The organism is Shimia sp. MMG029 (assembly GCF_027947445.1).
In the GTDB taxonomy this organism is placed as follows: domain Bacteria; phylum Pseudomonadota; class Alphaproteobacteria; order Rhodobacterales; family Rhodobacteraceae; genus Shimia.
On the sequence record NZ_JAQJIM010000001.1, the window covers coordinates 326,760 to 341,146 of the forward strand.

The window sequence follows — 14,387 nt, forward strand, 5'->3', positions numbered from 1 at the left end:
TAGGGGTGCAGAAGATGCAGGACTTGGGGAGGCTTGAAGGCCGGGTTTTGGTGTTTGGTGGGCCGTATTCGAATTTGCAGGCAACTCAGGCGGTTCTGCAAGAGGCCCGCGCGCAGGGTATCGCGGGGCGCAATCTGATATGCACAGGAGATGTGGTTGCATATTGCGGGCAGCCAGCAGAAACCGTGGCCGCTGTGCGGGAGAGCGGCGCAATTGTGGTTGCTGGGAACTGCGAGATCCAGCTGGCCAGTGGCGCGGCGGACTGCGGGTGTGGATTTGAGGAAGGTACCACTTGTGATCTGCTTTCCGCGGGGTGGTATGGCTATGCCGCCCAGCAAGTGGACGAGGCTGCGCGGGCCTGGATGGCGGGACTGCCCGACATCGTTTGTTTCGAATTGGCTGGGCAGCGAGTGGCGGTGATCCATGGCGGCGTCACGGATGTGGCGCGGTTTTTGTGGGAGACGTCACCGGAGAGCGCATTTACTGAGGAAATTGCGGCGCTCACAGACAAAGTTGGTGCGGTGGATGTGGTGCTGGCGGGGCATTGCGGTATCCCCTTTGAGCGCCAAATTGACACTGTGCGTTGGATCAATGCAGGTGTGATTGGCATGCCGCCGCATGATGGTGGGCAAGCCACGCGATACGCCGTGTTTGATGGAAAAACGGTGACGTTTCATACCTTGCGTTATGACACAGCACAGGCGTTTCGGAAAATGCAGAAAGCAGGGCTGACACAAGGCTACCATGACGGGCTTGTGAGCGGTTATTGGCCTTCGGAGGACGTTTTGCCTGAGGACTTGCGGGTGCCACTCTCTGTGCGACTTTCATCTTCGCGCGCCAGCGGGTGATGGGTTGTCACCAACTCATGCAAACGTTCATCCAGCACGTGGGTGTAAATTTCGGTGGTCGAGAGATCGGCGTGTCCCAGAAGTGTTTGGATCACACGCAGGTCTGCGCCATTGGCCAGAAGGTGGGTGGCAAACGCATGGCGCAGAGTGTGGGGCGTAACCTTTTCGGGTGGCACGCCTGCGGTGATCGCGAGATCTTTGATTAGGGTGTGAAACCAATTGCGGGTGACGTGACCCAGCGCACCACGGGACGGGAAGAGAAACAGAGAGGCTGGCTTGCCTTTGGTCTGTTTGTCCTCTTCTGCACGGTCGCGCACGCAGAGCCACGCAGAGAGCGCCTCGCGCGCGGGTGGGGATAGCGGAACCATGCGCTCCTTATCGCCTTTGCCGCGCACCAGAAGCATTTGAGGATTGCCCCGAGCAGCTGCGACAGGGAGGCTTACGAGTTCGGTCACGCGCATGCCAGTGGCATAGAGCAATTCCATCAGGCAGGTGTTGCGCAGGCGATCCTGCGAGTTGCGGCCTGTTTCACGGGCGGCCTTGAGCAGGGCATCGACCTCTGTGACTTCCAGCGTTTTGGGCAGGCGCTTGGACCGTCCCGGGCCGCGGATCTGAATGGCGGGGTTGCTGTCTCGCCAGCCTTCTTCAAAGGCAAACCGAAAGAGCTGTTTGAGTGCAGAGAGGCGGCGTGCGCGCGTGGATTGGGCCAATCCTTCTGCGTCGCAAAAGAGCAAATAGTCTTCGATCTGGGCCTGAGTCGCGGTTTCAAATGAGATGGAGCGACGCTTGGCCCATTCAACAAAGCTGGTGAGGTCGCGCAAATAGGCGGCGAGCGTGTTGGGGGAGGCACCAAGCTCAGCGGCTTGCGCGTCCAGAAACGTTTCGATCCATAGGTTTTGTGAGCTGGGTGACATTGCCTCAGCCTCGCGTGTCCAGCAATGCAATTTGGAGTGCAGCGCGGCGCGCGGTGTCTTCCAGACCAACAGCGCGCAATGTGGCGAGCGCATCGGTCAGCGCGCCGAGATTGCCCGCAGCACCATCATCCATAAGTGACATGGCCGTGAGGATACCTTCGCCTAATTGGCCGCGTGCAAGCATGGTTGAAATTTCCTGAGGCACCCCAGCACCGTGGAAAGCATCAGAAATCGCGCGGTGGACAGGATCGGTGGTGACCCGGGGTGGTGCGCCAAGCGCCAGACCTGCGAGAAAGTCGCGTGGGCCGCTGCGGGCGGCCTTCTCATAGTCCGACGACAGCAGGGCGATGTCGCGCGCCAGACGTGCGGTCACACCCTGAAGCGGCAGCTTCAACAACGCTGGCCCATAGATGCGTGCAAAGGGCACTTCGAGGTGTACCTGCTGCATCGCGGCCCATGCCGCAGGAAGAGTGTCTGCAACTTTGGCTGTGTCATTTGCTGCAATCGCGGCGTCCAAGGCCTGCAGGGCGGCCACGCGATCCCAGATCATACCTGAGGCAGCGGGTTTGCGCTCTGAGTAGATGCCAAGCAGGCGGTTTTCATGCAGTGCAGAGGTGCGTGCAAGTCGTTCGGAGGCTTCAAGCTGGGCCTTCCATCCGGCGGTATCACGCAGATCTGCATGGGCATAGGCGCGGGGCAGGCCGGTGGTAGACTGGGTCTCGCCGATGGCTTCGTAGAGACGGAACTTCAGTGGCGTGACAGGCCCCGCAGCCACAAGCAGGGGCTCTCCCTCAAAGAGATCCGGATCAAGAAAACGCAGCAGCAAAGCATCCATTTCCTCTGAGATCAGGCCAAGTGCCTTTGCCGTATCGAGGGTCAGCGCGGCGGCCCGCCAATCCCCGGAACGTGCAGTGCAGAAGATGCGGGCTGCGTAATCAGGTGCGAGATGCGGCGCTTGCATGAGCGCGTCACAGGCGCGTTGCTCTTCTCCCATCAGAAGGGTGACATCAAACCAGCGCGCAAAGAGTGCGGGTGTGTCTGGACCTGCACGTTCCAGAAGCGCGCCAGCCTGTTCGAGTGCGCCCATTTCGATCAGTTTGTCGATGCGGGCAATCAACAGCTCATTGGCGACGCCTGCGTTGCGCGGTGCGTCTGCCTCCGCCAAGAGCAGCGTGTAGAGCAGCGCCTGCATGGCAGGAAGCACATCTGGGCGCTGGGCACGCACCAGCGTACTGAGGTCTGTGGCTTGAGAGGCAGACCAGAGCGATGCGGGCAGGCCGGTTACTGAGGAAGGCAGCAGGCCCGCAGCGTCATGGCCGTTGTCGTCCAATGAGGAAATCGCAATGTCGGGTGTGCTGAGGCCTTCGGAAACGGGGGGCTCTTCCGGCGGTAGGCCGATGTCGAGCGTGACAGTTGGCGTGGGGTTCAGCCACTCAATGGCAGACAGCGGGGATTCAGGTGAGGTGGCTGGGTCTGCATTCTGAGTAAAGCCCGGCGCAGCAGCGAGGCTGAACAGAACGGGCCATGTGCCCAGACCGCTAAGACGGCTCATTCTTCGCCTTGCAGCTCTACAGGAATGCGGATTTCAGTTTGTTTTGCGGAAAAATCGGCCCCAAAAATTGGGCCAACATAGGCATATACCACCAATGCGATTGCCGCCAAAACCAACAGAGCCAGTAAGGCCCGAAAGACTTTGCCCATGAATCCCCTCAAATTCCTGCCCGTTTTTTTCAACTTATAACTGGCCTTTTGCACAAGATCACGTCATTCAATGCCAAAATCTTAATTTTGAGCAAGGCTTGGCCGATTGTGGGCGTTTCATGGGCTACGAACTGAAGAAAACCGTTGTGCTGGTGGGCATGATGGGCGCAGGAAAAACCGCTGTTGGACGCGCTTTGGCGGCCAAACTTGATGTTCCGTTTATCGATTCAGATGCAGAAATCGAGAAGGCGGCCAACATGAGCATTGCAGAGATTTTCAGCCGGGATGGCGAGGCGTTTTTCCGACAGAAAGAAAGCCAGGTGATCGGGCGACTTTTGGAAGAAGAACGTTGCATCCTGTCAACCGGGGGGGGTGCCTACCTGGCAGAGGCCAACCGGGCTGTGATTTCCGAGCGCGGCGTCGCGGTGTGGCTGAACGCGGATGTGGAGCTGTTGTGGTCGCGTGTGAAACACAAGGATACAAGACCCTTGTTGCGGACAGACAATCCACGAAAAACTCTTGAAGAGATTTATGCGGCGCGGGTGCCGCTCTATAGCCGCGCCGATCTGCCGGTGTTGGCAGAGGCGGGATTGAGCATTGACGAGATGGCGGAGCGGGTGGCAGAGGCTTTGATCCATAAGCGTCCGGATGTACTGGAAGGGGCAAACTGATGATTGAAACGGTGCATGTAGGTCTTGAAGGGCGCGCCTACGATATTCACATCGGCCCCGGGTTGCTGGCGCAGGCGGGGGTATTGATCGGACCTATGCTGGCGCGCAAGCAAGTCTGTGTTGTCACAGATGAAAACGTGGCTGCGCTGCATCTGGACACGCTGCGGTCTGGGTTGAAAAGTGCAGGGATCACCATGGAAGCGCTGGTCTTGCCTGCGGGCGAAAGCACCAAGGGCTGGGCGCATCTGGAGCAAACCGTGGAATGGCTGCTGGCGCAGCGCGTAGAGCGGCGTGATCTGGTGGTCGCGCTCGGCGGCGGTGTGATTGGGGATCTAACCGGTTTTGCCGCAGCCATATTGCGCAGGGGCGTGGGGTTTGTTCAGATCCCAACCAGCCTTCTGGCGCAGGTGGACAGCTCTGTTGGCGGTAAGACAGGGATCAACAGTCCTTTGGGTAAGAACCTCGTAGGGGCATTTCATCAGCCAAAGATGGTGCTGGCGGATATTGATGTTTTGGCTGCATTGCCTGCGCGTGATTTCCTCGCAGGCTATGGTGAGGTGGTCAAATATGGTCTGCTGGGCGATGCCACGTTTTTTGACTGGCTTGAAACCAATGGTCCGAAGCTGGCAGAGGGTGATGTGGCGGCGCGGATTGCCGCGGTGAAACGCTCTTGTGAGATGAAAGCCGAGATTGTGATGCGCGATGAGACAGAGCAGGGAGATCGGGCACTACTCAACCTCGGGCATACTTTTTGTCATGCGCTTGAGGCGGCAACGGGCTATGGTGATCGTCTGCTGCATGGCGAAGGTGTGGCCTTGGGCTGTGCGATGGCGTTTGAGCTGAGTGCGCGGCTTGGGCTGTGCGCGCAGGAAGATCCAAGCCGGGTGCGACAGCATCTGCGTGACATGGGTATGAAGGTGGATCTGAAAGACATTGCAGGCGATTTGCCGGATGCCGATACGCTGCTTGACTTGATGGGGCAGGACAAAAAGGTCGTGGATGGCCAGTTGCGCTTTATCCTCGCGCGCGGGATTGGAGCGGCCTTTGTGACTGCTGATGTGCCGCGAGACGTGGTGCGCGAGTTGCTCGCGCAAGAGCTGGCGGCGCGCTAAAAACCGCGCAGCCTCAGCTGAGGCGAAAGCCGACCCCTGGAGGTCGGCTTATTTTTATTTTTCAGCGGTTTGCACCAGGTTGAGAATGACACGCGTTGCGCTGGCCATATCTTGTGCTGAAATCCACTCAAGTGGGCCGTGGATTTCCATCATGCCCGTGAAGAGATTGGGGCAGGGCACACCTTTTTCGGTGAGTTGAGAGCCATCTGTTCCACCGCGAATGGGGACAGATTTGGGCTCCAGCCCTTCGGCGCGAATAGCATCGCGTGCGCGCTCCACTGGCGTCATATCCTGTTCAAGCCAGTAGCGCATGTTGCGGTATTGTTTGGTGATTTCACAGGAGACAGTCGCGCCTGGAAAATCTGTTGCTGCCTTTTCGCAAATGCCCTTCAGCCTATCGGCTTGGGCCTCCAATTCGTCCATTTCAAAGGCGCGCAGGATGAAGCGCAGAGTGGTTTCTGAACTGCCGCCTTCCTGCGCGTAGATATGGGTGAAGCTCTCGCGGCCCGAGGTGGTTTCGGGCGTGGTACCGGCTTCATCCAAGGCCGCCACGATCTGTGCTGCCACATGAAGAGCGTTGGTCATTTTGTCTTTTGCATAGCCGGGGTGGGCGGAGGTGCCAGTGATTGTGACCACGGCGCCGTCTGCTGAGAACGTTTCATATTCCAGAGTGCCGCGCTGTGCACCATCGAGCGTATAGGCGAAATCCACGCCGAAATCGGCGGGCAGATCCGGGTGCACGCCGCGTCCGATTTCCTCATCCGGTGTAAAAGCCAGGCGCACCTTGCCGTGTTTGAGGCCCGTCGTTGTCAGCAGGTGCTCTGCCATGGTCATGATGATGGCGATGCCCGCCTTGTCGTCGGCTCCCAGAAGTGTGAGGCCAGAGGCCGTGATGATGTCTTCGCCTTCTTTGCCTTTGAGGTAAGCGGAGGTGTCAGGCGAAAGGATAAGATCAGGATTGTCTGGATAGGTGATGGGTGTGCCATCCCATGCGCGGATCACGCGGGGTTTCACACCTGTGGCGTTGAACTGTGGGGCGGTGTCCACATGGGCACAGAAGCCGATTGTGGGGGAATCAGGATCCGTTGCTGGCACGGTGGCAAGCACCGCACCGTAGGAGGTGAGTGTGACATCGGACGCACCTATGCGCTCCAGCTCCGCCACCAGATGGCGGGAGACATCCAGCTGAATTTCGGTGCTTGGCGTGCTGGTGGCATGCTCGTCGCTTTGGCTGTCGATGGCACAATAGGCGACCAAACGATCGGTGAGTGCGCTGTCGAAATTCGGATACTCTGGCACAATATGTCCTTGGCTTGATGTCAGTTGTGCAAAACATAAGACGCTTAAATCGCGCGTGGTAGGGCGTGGGGCGGAATTTGAGCAGATTTCACAAAATGACCCCGGCGCGGTGACGCGCCGAGGCCAGGGTGCTGGGGGAGGAACCAGCAGTTTGTCAGTCACCCAACGATATGGTTGGAAGGGTTGCGGCAGGTTGGACAAGCGGTGTTGACGTGCCTGACCCTGCGGAAACAGCTGTTTGTAGTAGGGCTGTGCGTTCCGCCTGGCCTGGTGCAAACACGGGTTCTGCCCCGTTTGTGAGCGCCTCAATCGCATTTGCATACCACGCCTGTGCCTGGTCCGGATTTGGGGCAAGGCCAAAGCCATGCTGCAGATGATGGGCGATCAGTTCGCTATAGGGTTTTTGACCAATGGCGGACATGATGAGCGCAGAGCCCAGAGCGACCTGCATATTATCGCGGCGATAGGCGGAGAACAGGCAAATCTTGGCCGTGTCCTGAAGCTGCTCAAGCGACATGTTGGAGTTCAGCACAAAGCTCTGCACCTCAGACAGCAGTTGGGCAGGCGCTGCTGTGGGCAGCTTGCCAACATAAGGTGCAAGAACGGGGCCAAAGGCATCACATTGCTGATCTACCTGCGCCTGTGTGGCGCCCTGAACGGATTGCATGAGCTTTTCACCATTGGCGACAGTGTAGGTGCGCGCCAGGCAGAACTGTTCGCTCAGCACAAAATCAGGATCGGTGATTTTGGAGACAGTTGTGAAGCCGCCGTTAGAACTGGTGAGCAGCCCGACTTTGCCACAATAGCCCGCAAGTGATTTTTCCGGAGCGGCAGGCTGAGCTGTTTCAAACAGAGTGAGGCTATTGAGTCCTTGCGCAGGCTGTTCTTGAGCAACAACAGGAGTAGTGACCGGAACGGTTGGTGCAGGTGCAACCGGCGCCACAGGCGCGGCGGCGACTTCCGTAGTTGCTGACTCGTTTAAGCGGCATGTGGATTGATGGCAGGAAAAGCTTGCCGGGGTGGCCACATGGCTGAGAAAATCATTGCGGGTGAAGCCACTGGGACCAGATGCAAACACCATCACCGTACAGTCTTTGGCGCCACACCAATAGGCACTGCCGGAGACCGATGTATCGAGAATATAGTCGGTTTTGCCGTCTCCGTTCAGATCAGCGAGCTGGATGAAACCGGAGCGTTGCAAGAGCTGTTCGGCGCTCGGATCAGAGCTTTGCGCCACTTCGTCGATGGCGTTTGAGACCTCAACCGGCATGCCGCCGTAGATCGTGCCAGAGGGGCCACCGTGCACTTCTGCGTACCATGTGGTGAGCAGGCTGCGTACCCCGTGTTGATGGGTTTGCATGGCCTTCACCACTTGTGGTCCGCCGACTTGTGCGCGGTTGTAGGACGAGACAAGAAAGTCCCGCTCATAAGGGGAGAGTCGCCCTGTTGCGGGAAAGCCGACGTAGCTTTGATAGCCCATAATGGCAGACCGAGAGCGGGAGCCAAGCACACCATCCGGGGTGCCTGCCGGGAATCCAAAATAGTTCAGCGCATTCTGGGTTTCGCGGTTTTGAGCTCGAGTCGCAGAATAATAAGCGGCGTTGGATTGCCGTTTGACTTGCTGTTGTTTCTGCTTCTGTGCGCTGGAGACAATCGCTCCGCCCACGATGGCACCTGCAATGGCTGCCCCGAGATCGCTGGCCATTGCTGGTGCTGCGGTCGACGTTGCGAGAAATGCAGCAGCGACTGAGGATTTAATAGAATAAGAAAACACGTCCATCTCCCTGATAAATCATTGTAATTTTGCAGAGAGATCACACGTCATTCGGCGACGTTTGAGGGAAACTGCCTCGGGGCGCGCCACCCCTATTAACCATGAACTCTCTTACACAAATGAGTGCGTATTAAGGATCAGTTTCCCTTAGTTTTAAGGGGCTGGCAAGTCAGCATTTCCAGATGTGAGCGCCTGATACAGAAAAAGGGCCGGCGTTATGCCGACCCTTCTGATCTGATTTCGCGCTGTTTTGCGTGGCTTAGAACGGGATTTCGTCGTCCATGTCACGGCTTGGGGCGCCGCCGCCCTGATTGCCGCCGCCAAAGCCGCCACCGCCGCCTTGATCATAGCCACCGCCGTAGCCGCCACCTTGATCGTAGCCGCCACCGCCGCCGCCACCAAAGCCGCCGCCGCCTTCACCGCCGGAGCGACCATCCAACATGGTCAGCGTGGAGCCAAAGCCCTGGAGCACAACCTCGGTGGAGTAGCGGTCTTGGCCGGACTGATCCTGCCATTTGCGGGTTTGCAACTGCCCTTCAATGTAAACTTTGGAACCTTTGCGCAGGTACTGCTCTGCCACACGGACCAGACCTTCATTGAAAATCGCAACCGAGTGCCATTCGGTGCGCTCACGGCGTTCACCAGTGTTGCGGTCTTTCCAGTTTTCGGAGGTGGCAATGCGCAGGTTGCAGACCTTGCCGCCGTTTTGGAATGAGCGCACTTCTGGGTCGCGGCCCAGGTTGCCAATGAGGATTACTTTGTTCACCGATCCGGCCATACGCCTATCACTCCCACGGATTCTATCAGTCGATTTGGGTCACCATACACCACCGCAAGTGCTGAATGGGAAGCAGTTTCTTGTGGAAAAGCTGGGTTTGAGGGCCACTTTGATGCGGAGATTTTCTTTATGACGGCGCTGTGTCTGGAAAAATTGTGACGATTTGATATGTAAAAACTGGAATCATGGTGGAGCGGGCGCTGATGCGCAGGGTCATGGCACGGTACTTTGGGGCGCTTGCGGGCGCGACGGTTGTGGTTGGTCTGACGATCAGCACAGCAGCTGCGCAATCTGTTTCAAGCAAGTCTCAGGCCCGGTTGTTTAAAAATCAGACACGTGTGCTGGATGGGCGGGCGTCTGAGCAGTATCGCAATTCCGTGCGACTGAAGCCCCGGCCTGTTTATACGCCCTCAAAGTGGGGCGATGGCAGTTACAACGGCAAGTACAAAGGGCCGTATCTTGCAATGGCGCGTGAGGCGGCTTTGTTGCATGGGATCCCGGTGGATCTGTTCCTGAAACTTGTGCAGCAGGAAAGCAATTGGAACGCCACAGCAAAGTCCCACAAAGGGGCGCTTGGTCTTGCACAGCTGATGCCGGGCACTGCAAAGGCGCTGCGCGTGGATCCTCTCGATCCACGACAGAATCTTGAAGGTGGCGCGCGGTATCTGAAGCAGCAGTATCTGAAGTTTGGCAGCTGGCGGTTGGCCTTGGCGGCCTATAATGCGGGTCCGCATGCTGTTGAGAAATATGGCGGCGTGCCGCCGTATAATGAGACCCGCAACTATGTTCGGATTATTTTGGGCGGCTAAAGCTCAAAGGCCGCGCGCTTGTTTGCGCAGTTTGCTGGGGGCTGCCCCGAAATGCTGTTGGCAGAAACGTGTGAAATACGCAGCGCTGCCAAAGCCCATCGCGTCCGAGATGCGTTTGATCGGGAGATCACTTTCTATAAGCAGACTGCGGGTGCGATGTTGCACCATTTGAGAAAGCATCTCTGCCGCTGTGAAACCAGCTGATTGACGACACACTCTGGTCAAATGGGTCGGGGTGATCCCCAATTCCGCCGCATACCAGGCCATTGGCTGACCTGATGTGAACTGAAGCGCCAGCAGGGCGCAAAATGATTTGGCTAGGCGCTCTTTGGCGGGCAGGCGTGATTGCGCAGTGTCATTTGCAATGGCGCGCCTGAGCCCGATGGACAAAAGGTTTGCATGGGCGGCCAGTGCTTCGGTCATTAAGGGGCGCTGATTTTGAGTTTCTCTGCGCATGGCGTCAAATATGGACGTAAATTCAGAATGTTCCATGCCATCTTTGAAGCGGACGAGGTGGCACCCAGTTGGCAATTGTACACGTCCGTCGTTTGGGATCCGCGTCTCAAACCCTTGTACATGGGGGCCCAATTCGATGGCGAACACCGCATCAGCTGGTACGAAAATAGCGTTGTGCGCCCCAAAGCCGCAGCGGCGCCCATCAAGGAGCGCGCGCCCCTGACCCCGCGTTGTCCAGTAGAGCCGGTGGTGGTCGGCCACATGCAATTGCTCCAGTCGCCAGCGTTCGGTCGTGTGTGCAGTTACAAGGCTTTTGACGCTTGTGTCAGCCAAGGGCTGATTGCCGTTACGCAGGGGGGCAGGTTTCGCCCTTGGTCTGACCGCAGTAGGGGGCGCAATCGGCTCTGTGCCAAAGCCGGGTTGGGTCATGAAGGACGGTATGTTGATGGTCTTCTCTTTCACAATGGCGCGACTAAACAGCGGGATAGGGGATTCGGGCAAGTTTTTGGTTAATGGCCGGTCGTTCCGGCTGTGCGCCGCCGCTTGTGCTGCGTGCCTTTTGCCTTTGTTTTAGGTTGTTTTTTCGGGTCTGTATTGAACCCAGTCTGCCATCTTTGAGCGAAACCATGTGCGTTGCCGTTTGGCAAACTGTCGGGTCGCGATGGTGGCGCGTACGCGCGCCTCTTTGAGACTGATTTCACCACGAAGATGGGCAATGAGTTCGGGGGCGCCAATGGCTTTTGCCGAAAGCTGTGCTGGATCGTAAGTCGCGAGGTTCGCCTCTGCCTCTTCCAGAGCGCCCTCTTGCAACATCATATCGAACCGACGGGCAATGCGGTTGTTGAGCCAGTCTTTGTCCACATCAATCACAATGGGCAGTGTGTTGGAGAGTGGGAGCAGCGGGGGCGGTGTGTTGTCCTGCCAATCCGCCAGCGGGCGTCCGGTGGCAGTGAGCACTTCCCAAGCGCGTTGCACACGCATCGGGTTTTGGGTGTCGATGCGTGCGGCGGTTTCAGAATCAAGCTCAGCCAAGAGCGCTTCGAATCCTTCGTCGGCCACACGGGCGTTGGCCGCTTCGCGTAGTTCTGGCGGTGTTGCGGGAATGTCTGCCAATCCTTTGGTGAGCGCGGTGAAATAAAGCCCTGTTCCGCCGACAATGATCGGACGTGGCCCTTCCGCAAGGTAAGGCGCGACATCACGCAGCCAATGGCCCACGGAATATTCGGCATCTCCGGGCATATGGCCATACAGATGATGCGGTACGCGTGCTTCGTCTTCCTGTGGAGGTCGAGCGGTCAGAATACGCCAGTTCTCAAACACTTGAATGGCATCTGCATTGAGGATCACGCCGCCCTGAGTTTCGGCAATTTCAAGAGCGAGCGCGCTTTTGCCACTGGCGGTTGGGCCGGCAATGAGAACCGGTTGATCCGGCGCGATGGGGGGCAAATTTGACATGGGATTGCCTGACAGTTGAGAGTTTGTTCGGGAAGGAGGCAACTCTCGCATTGAACCTGCGCCCGTTTTCCGACATTTTGCCCGCAATCCTAAAACGATGCGCAGATGGAGTGCAATATGACCGACGCCGCCGGGACCGCTGAGGTGACCTTTAACCGTGTGATGTTGAAGATTTCAGGGGAGGCGTTGATGGGAGATCAGGGCTTTGGCATGCATCCCCCCACAATTGAGCGCATCGCCAAGGAAGTGAAATCTGTTCACGACATGGGTGTTGAAATCTGCATGGTGATTGGTGGCGGCAACGTGTTCCGCGGCTTGTCTGGCGCAGCTCAGGGTATGGAACGCACTACGGCGGACTACATGGGGATGCTGGCCACAGTGATGAATGCGCTTGCGATGCAAAGTGCGCTTGAGAGCCTGGGTGTGTTCACCCGCGTGATCAGTGCAATTCGTATGGATGAGGTGGCAGAGCCCTACATCCGTCGTCGCGCTGTGCGCCACCTTGAGAAAAAGCGGGTGTGTATTTTTGCCGCCGGGACCGGCAACCCTTATTTTACCACAGATACGGCAGCGACGCTGCGCGCCAATGAGATGGCCTGTGAAGCAATCTTTATGGGCAAGAACGGTGTCGATGGCATTTATGACAAAGACCCGGCAGAGCATGATGATGCGGTGCGTTTTGATGCCATCAGCTATGATGATGTGCTGACCAAACGCCTTAAGGTGATGGATGCGAGTGCGATTGCGCTGGCGCGGGACAACAATCTGCCCCTGATCGTGTTCCCATTGGATGAGCCGGGTGGGTTCCGCGGTATTCTGGCGGGGCGGGGCACCTATACCAAGGTCAGCTAATAACCACGTGTTTCATGGACTTCAAAGCGCAGCAGGGGATGCCCTGCTGCGCTTTTTCTTTGATGGGCAATGGGTCCGTTGTGCAGATTTATTCCGCTGCAACCACCTGTTCTTCTGCGAGGTTGCGGCCGTAAGCGAGGCGATAGGCCAGTGCTACGATGCCTGCGCCCCCGATGATGTTGCCAAGCAATACTGGCACGATGTTGTGCATCAGAGCTGCAAGACTGATGTCTGCCCCGGAGAGTGCGCCTGCTGGAATCAGGTACATATTGGCGATGGAGTGTTCCAGGCCGATGGCGACAAATGCTGAAACCGGCCAGATGATCGACAGGATCATTCCAAGTGTCGAGCGTGCGGAGACCGCGAGCCAGACAGCCAAGCATACCAGCGCGTTGCACAGGATCCCACGGCAGAAAGCCTCCAGAGGTGTGAGCGAGATCTTGGCTTCCGCAATGGCTGCCGCCCGCGCGCCATGGCTGCCGTCAAGTAATCCTGCGCCCTGCACCAAGGCCAGTACAGCAATACATCCCAAAGCATTGCCAATCAGTACGACAGACCAATTGCGCATCAATGCAAGAGTGCTGATGCGCCGGTCCACATAGGCCATCACAATCATCGTGTTGCCAGTGAACAGCTCTGCGCCCCCAATCACAACCAGGATGAGGCCTAGCGAGAAGGCGATGCCCCCCATAAGTTTCAGTGCGCCGTTGATGTCGACAAAGCCAGAGGTGGTTTGGGTGTAAAAAAGTGCCCCGAAAGAGATGAAGGCACCGCCGAGAATTGATAGGGTGATCAATGGCAGAAGGGGCATCTCTGCTTTGGTTACGCCGGATAGGCGGACAAGTCGGGTGATTTCAGCGGGTTTGTGCGCATCATAACCAGCGTTTGGTGTGGGAATCATTCTGCTCATTTGTCGTGTCCTGAGGATATGCGATGTCGATTCCTTACTAAAATAATCAGAATAAATCCCGTGCGGAAACGACGCTGGATCGTCGGTTTGCGTAAGGGGTAAATTTAGATGAGCTTTCGCTATTTCGTGGTCTCCAGAGATGAGACTGAGGACTTCACCGTCTGGCTGCAGTGCTATACAAGCTTTTGACAATAGCCTATGAGCGTTACCAGCAGAACATGAGAGACTGGAAGAGCAGCAATGTCTGACCAAGAATTTGAACTTGATACCGATGACCTGACGCGCCGTATGGATGGTGCCATGGGAGCTCTGAAAACGGAATTTGCATCGCTGCGCACCGGCCGGGCGTCGGCCACGATGCTGGAGCCGGTGATGGTGGATGCCTATGGCTCCAAGACACCGATCAATCAGGTTGGTACGGTAAACGTGCCTGAGCCACGGATGGTGACTGTAAACGTCTGGGACAAATCGCTGGTGAACGCGGTTGAAAAGGCGATTATGAATTCCGGCCTAGGGATCAATCCACAGACCAACGGCACCATCGTGATGCTGCCGATTCCGGAGCTGAACGAAGAACGCCGTACCGAGCTTGCGCGTGTGGCCGCCCAATATGCCGAGCATGCGCGTGTTGCGATCCGCAACATCCGTCGCGATGGCATGGACCAGATCAAGAAAGCCAAAAACGACGGCATGTCCGAAGATGACCAGAAGCTCTGGGAAGGCGAAGTGCAAGAGTTGACTGACAGCTATATCAAGAACGTCGACAGTGCGCTTGAAAACAAGCAGTCCGAAATCATGCAGGTATAAG

15 protein-coding genes are annotated in these 14,387 nt (G+C 57.3%); 6 read left to right on the top strand and 9 right to left on the bottom strand.

What is annotated here, in order from left to right:
* Positions 1–14 precede the first annotated feature (14 nt).
* Complete coding sequence (locus PJL69_RS01615; protein ID WP_271308099.1) at positions 15–848, top strand: metallophosphoesterase family protein; 834 nt, start codon at positions 15–17, stop codon at positions 846–848.
* On the opposite strand, the gene PJL69_RS01620 is transcribed toward PJL69_RS01615, so the two are convergent.
* Genes PJL69_RS01620 through PJL69_RS01630 form a run of 3 tightly spaced genes read right to left on the bottom strand, consistent with a single transcriptional unit; the run spans position 764 to position 3,463 of the window.
* Entirely contained in the window at positions 764–1,762 is a 999-nt protein-coding gene (locus PJL69_RS01620) for a site-specific tyrosine recombinase XerD (RefSeq protein ID WP_271308100.1), read from the bottom strand. The genes PJL69_RS01615 and PJL69_RS01620 overlap by 85 nt on opposite strands.
* A 4-nt stretch (positions 1,763–1,766) precedes the next feature.
* Positions 1,767–3,314: a hypothetical protein gene (locus tag PJL69_RS01625; RefSeq protein ID WP_271308101.1), complete on the bottom strand. Its 1,548-nt coding sequence runs from the start codon at positions 3,312–3,314 to the stop codon at positions 1,767–1,769.
* A complete protein-coding gene (locus PJL69_RS01630; protein ID WP_271308102.1) occupies positions 3,311–3,463 on the bottom strand; it encodes a hypothetical protein in 153 nt (50 codons plus the stop codon). Before PJL69_RS01630 ends, PJL69_RS01625 begins: the two co-directional genes overlap by 4 nt.
* Before the next feature lie 119 nt (positions 3,464–3,582).
* On the opposite strand from PJL69_RS01630, the gene PJL69_RS01635 reads away from it, so the two are divergent.
* Positions 3,583–4,134, top strand: coding sequence for a shikimate kinase (locus PJL69_RS01635; protein ID WP_271308103.1), 552 nt, complete (start codon positions 3,583–3,585; stop codon positions 4,132–4,134).
* Positions 4,134–5,246 (top strand): 3-dehydroquinate synthase, encoded by a 1,113-nt coding sequence (gene aroB / locus PJL69_RS01640; protein ID WP_271308104.1) that lies wholly within the window; start codon positions 4,134–4,136, stop codon positions 5,244–5,246. The genes PJL69_RS01635 and aroB overlap by 1 nt, the downstream gene beginning before the upstream one ends.
* Before the next feature lie 54 nt (positions 5,247–5,300).
* Here aroB and pepT read toward each other — a convergent pair whose 3' ends face one another.
* The 3 genes from pepT to PJL69_RS01655 form a co-directional block, all read right to left on the bottom strand.
* The gene (gene pepT, locus PJL69_RS01645) at positions 5,301–6,545 is read right to left on the bottom strand and encodes a peptidase T (protein ID WP_271308105.1); all 1,245 of its coding nucleotides are present in this window, start codon (positions 6,543–6,545) and stop codon (positions 5,301–5,303) included.
* Between the two features lie 154 nt (positions 6,546–6,699).
* Positions 6,700–8,319, bottom strand: a complete 1,620-nt coding sequence (locus PJL69_RS01650; RefSeq protein ID WP_271308106.1) for a peptidoglycan-binding domain-containing protein — start codon at positions 8,317–8,319, stop codon at positions 6,700–6,702.
* 259 nt (positions 8,320–8,578) lie between these two features.
* Positions 8,579–9,097 carry a single-stranded DNA-binding protein gene (locus PJL69_RS01655; protein ID WP_209097421.1) on the bottom strand — a complete coding sequence of 173 codons (519 nt, stop codon included), beginning with the start codon at positions 9,095–9,097 and terminating at the stop codon, positions 8,579–8,581.
* A 203-nt stretch (positions 9,098–9,300) separates the two neighbouring features.
* Between PJL69_RS01655 and PJL69_RS01660 the strand changes: the two genes are divergently transcribed.
* Positions 9,301–9,906 (top strand): lytic transglycosylase domain-containing protein, encoded by a 606-nt coding sequence (locus PJL69_RS01660; protein ID WP_271308107.1) that lies wholly within the window; start codon positions 9,301–9,303, stop codon positions 9,904–9,906.
* Between the two features lie 3 nt (positions 9,907–9,909).
* Here PJL69_RS01660 and PJL69_RS01665 read toward each other — a convergent pair whose 3' ends face one another.
* Complete coding sequence (locus PJL69_RS01665) at positions 9,910–10,863, bottom strand: AraC family transcriptional regulator (protein WP_271308108.1); 954 nt, start codon at positions 10,861–10,863, stop codon at positions 9,910–9,912.
* 69 nt (positions 10,864–10,932) lie between these two features.
* Positions 10,933–11,817 (bottom strand): tRNA (adenosine(37)-N6)-dimethylallyltransferase MiaA, encoded by an 885-nt coding sequence (gene miaA, locus PJL69_RS01670; RefSeq protein WP_271308109.1) that lies wholly within the window; start codon positions 11,815–11,817, stop codon positions 10,933–10,935.
* Between the two features lie 117 nt (positions 11,818–11,934).
* Here miaA and pyrH point away from each other — a divergent pair, with 117 nt between their 5' ends.
* Positions 11,935–12,669, top strand: coding sequence for a UMP kinase (gene pyrH, locus PJL69_RS01675; protein ID WP_247743390.1), 735 nt, complete (start codon positions 11,935–11,937; stop codon positions 12,667–12,669).
* Between the two features lie 88 nt (positions 12,670–12,757).
* Here the strand turns inward: pyrH and PJL69_RS01680 are convergent, their stop codons facing one another.
* On the bottom strand, positions 12,758–13,579 hold the full coding sequence (locus PJL69_RS01680) for a formate/nitrite transporter family protein (protein WP_271308110.1): 822 nt from the start codon (positions 13,577–13,579) through the stop codon (positions 12,758–12,760).
* A gap of 240 nt (positions 13,580–13,819) precedes the next feature.
* Between PJL69_RS01680 and frr the strand changes: the two genes are divergently transcribed.
* On the top strand, positions 13,820–14,386 hold the full coding sequence (gene frr, locus PJL69_RS01685) for a ribosome recycling factor (protein WP_271308111.1): 567 nt from the start codon (positions 13,820–13,822) through the stop codon (positions 14,384–14,386).
* Position 14,387 lies beyond the last annotated feature (1 nt).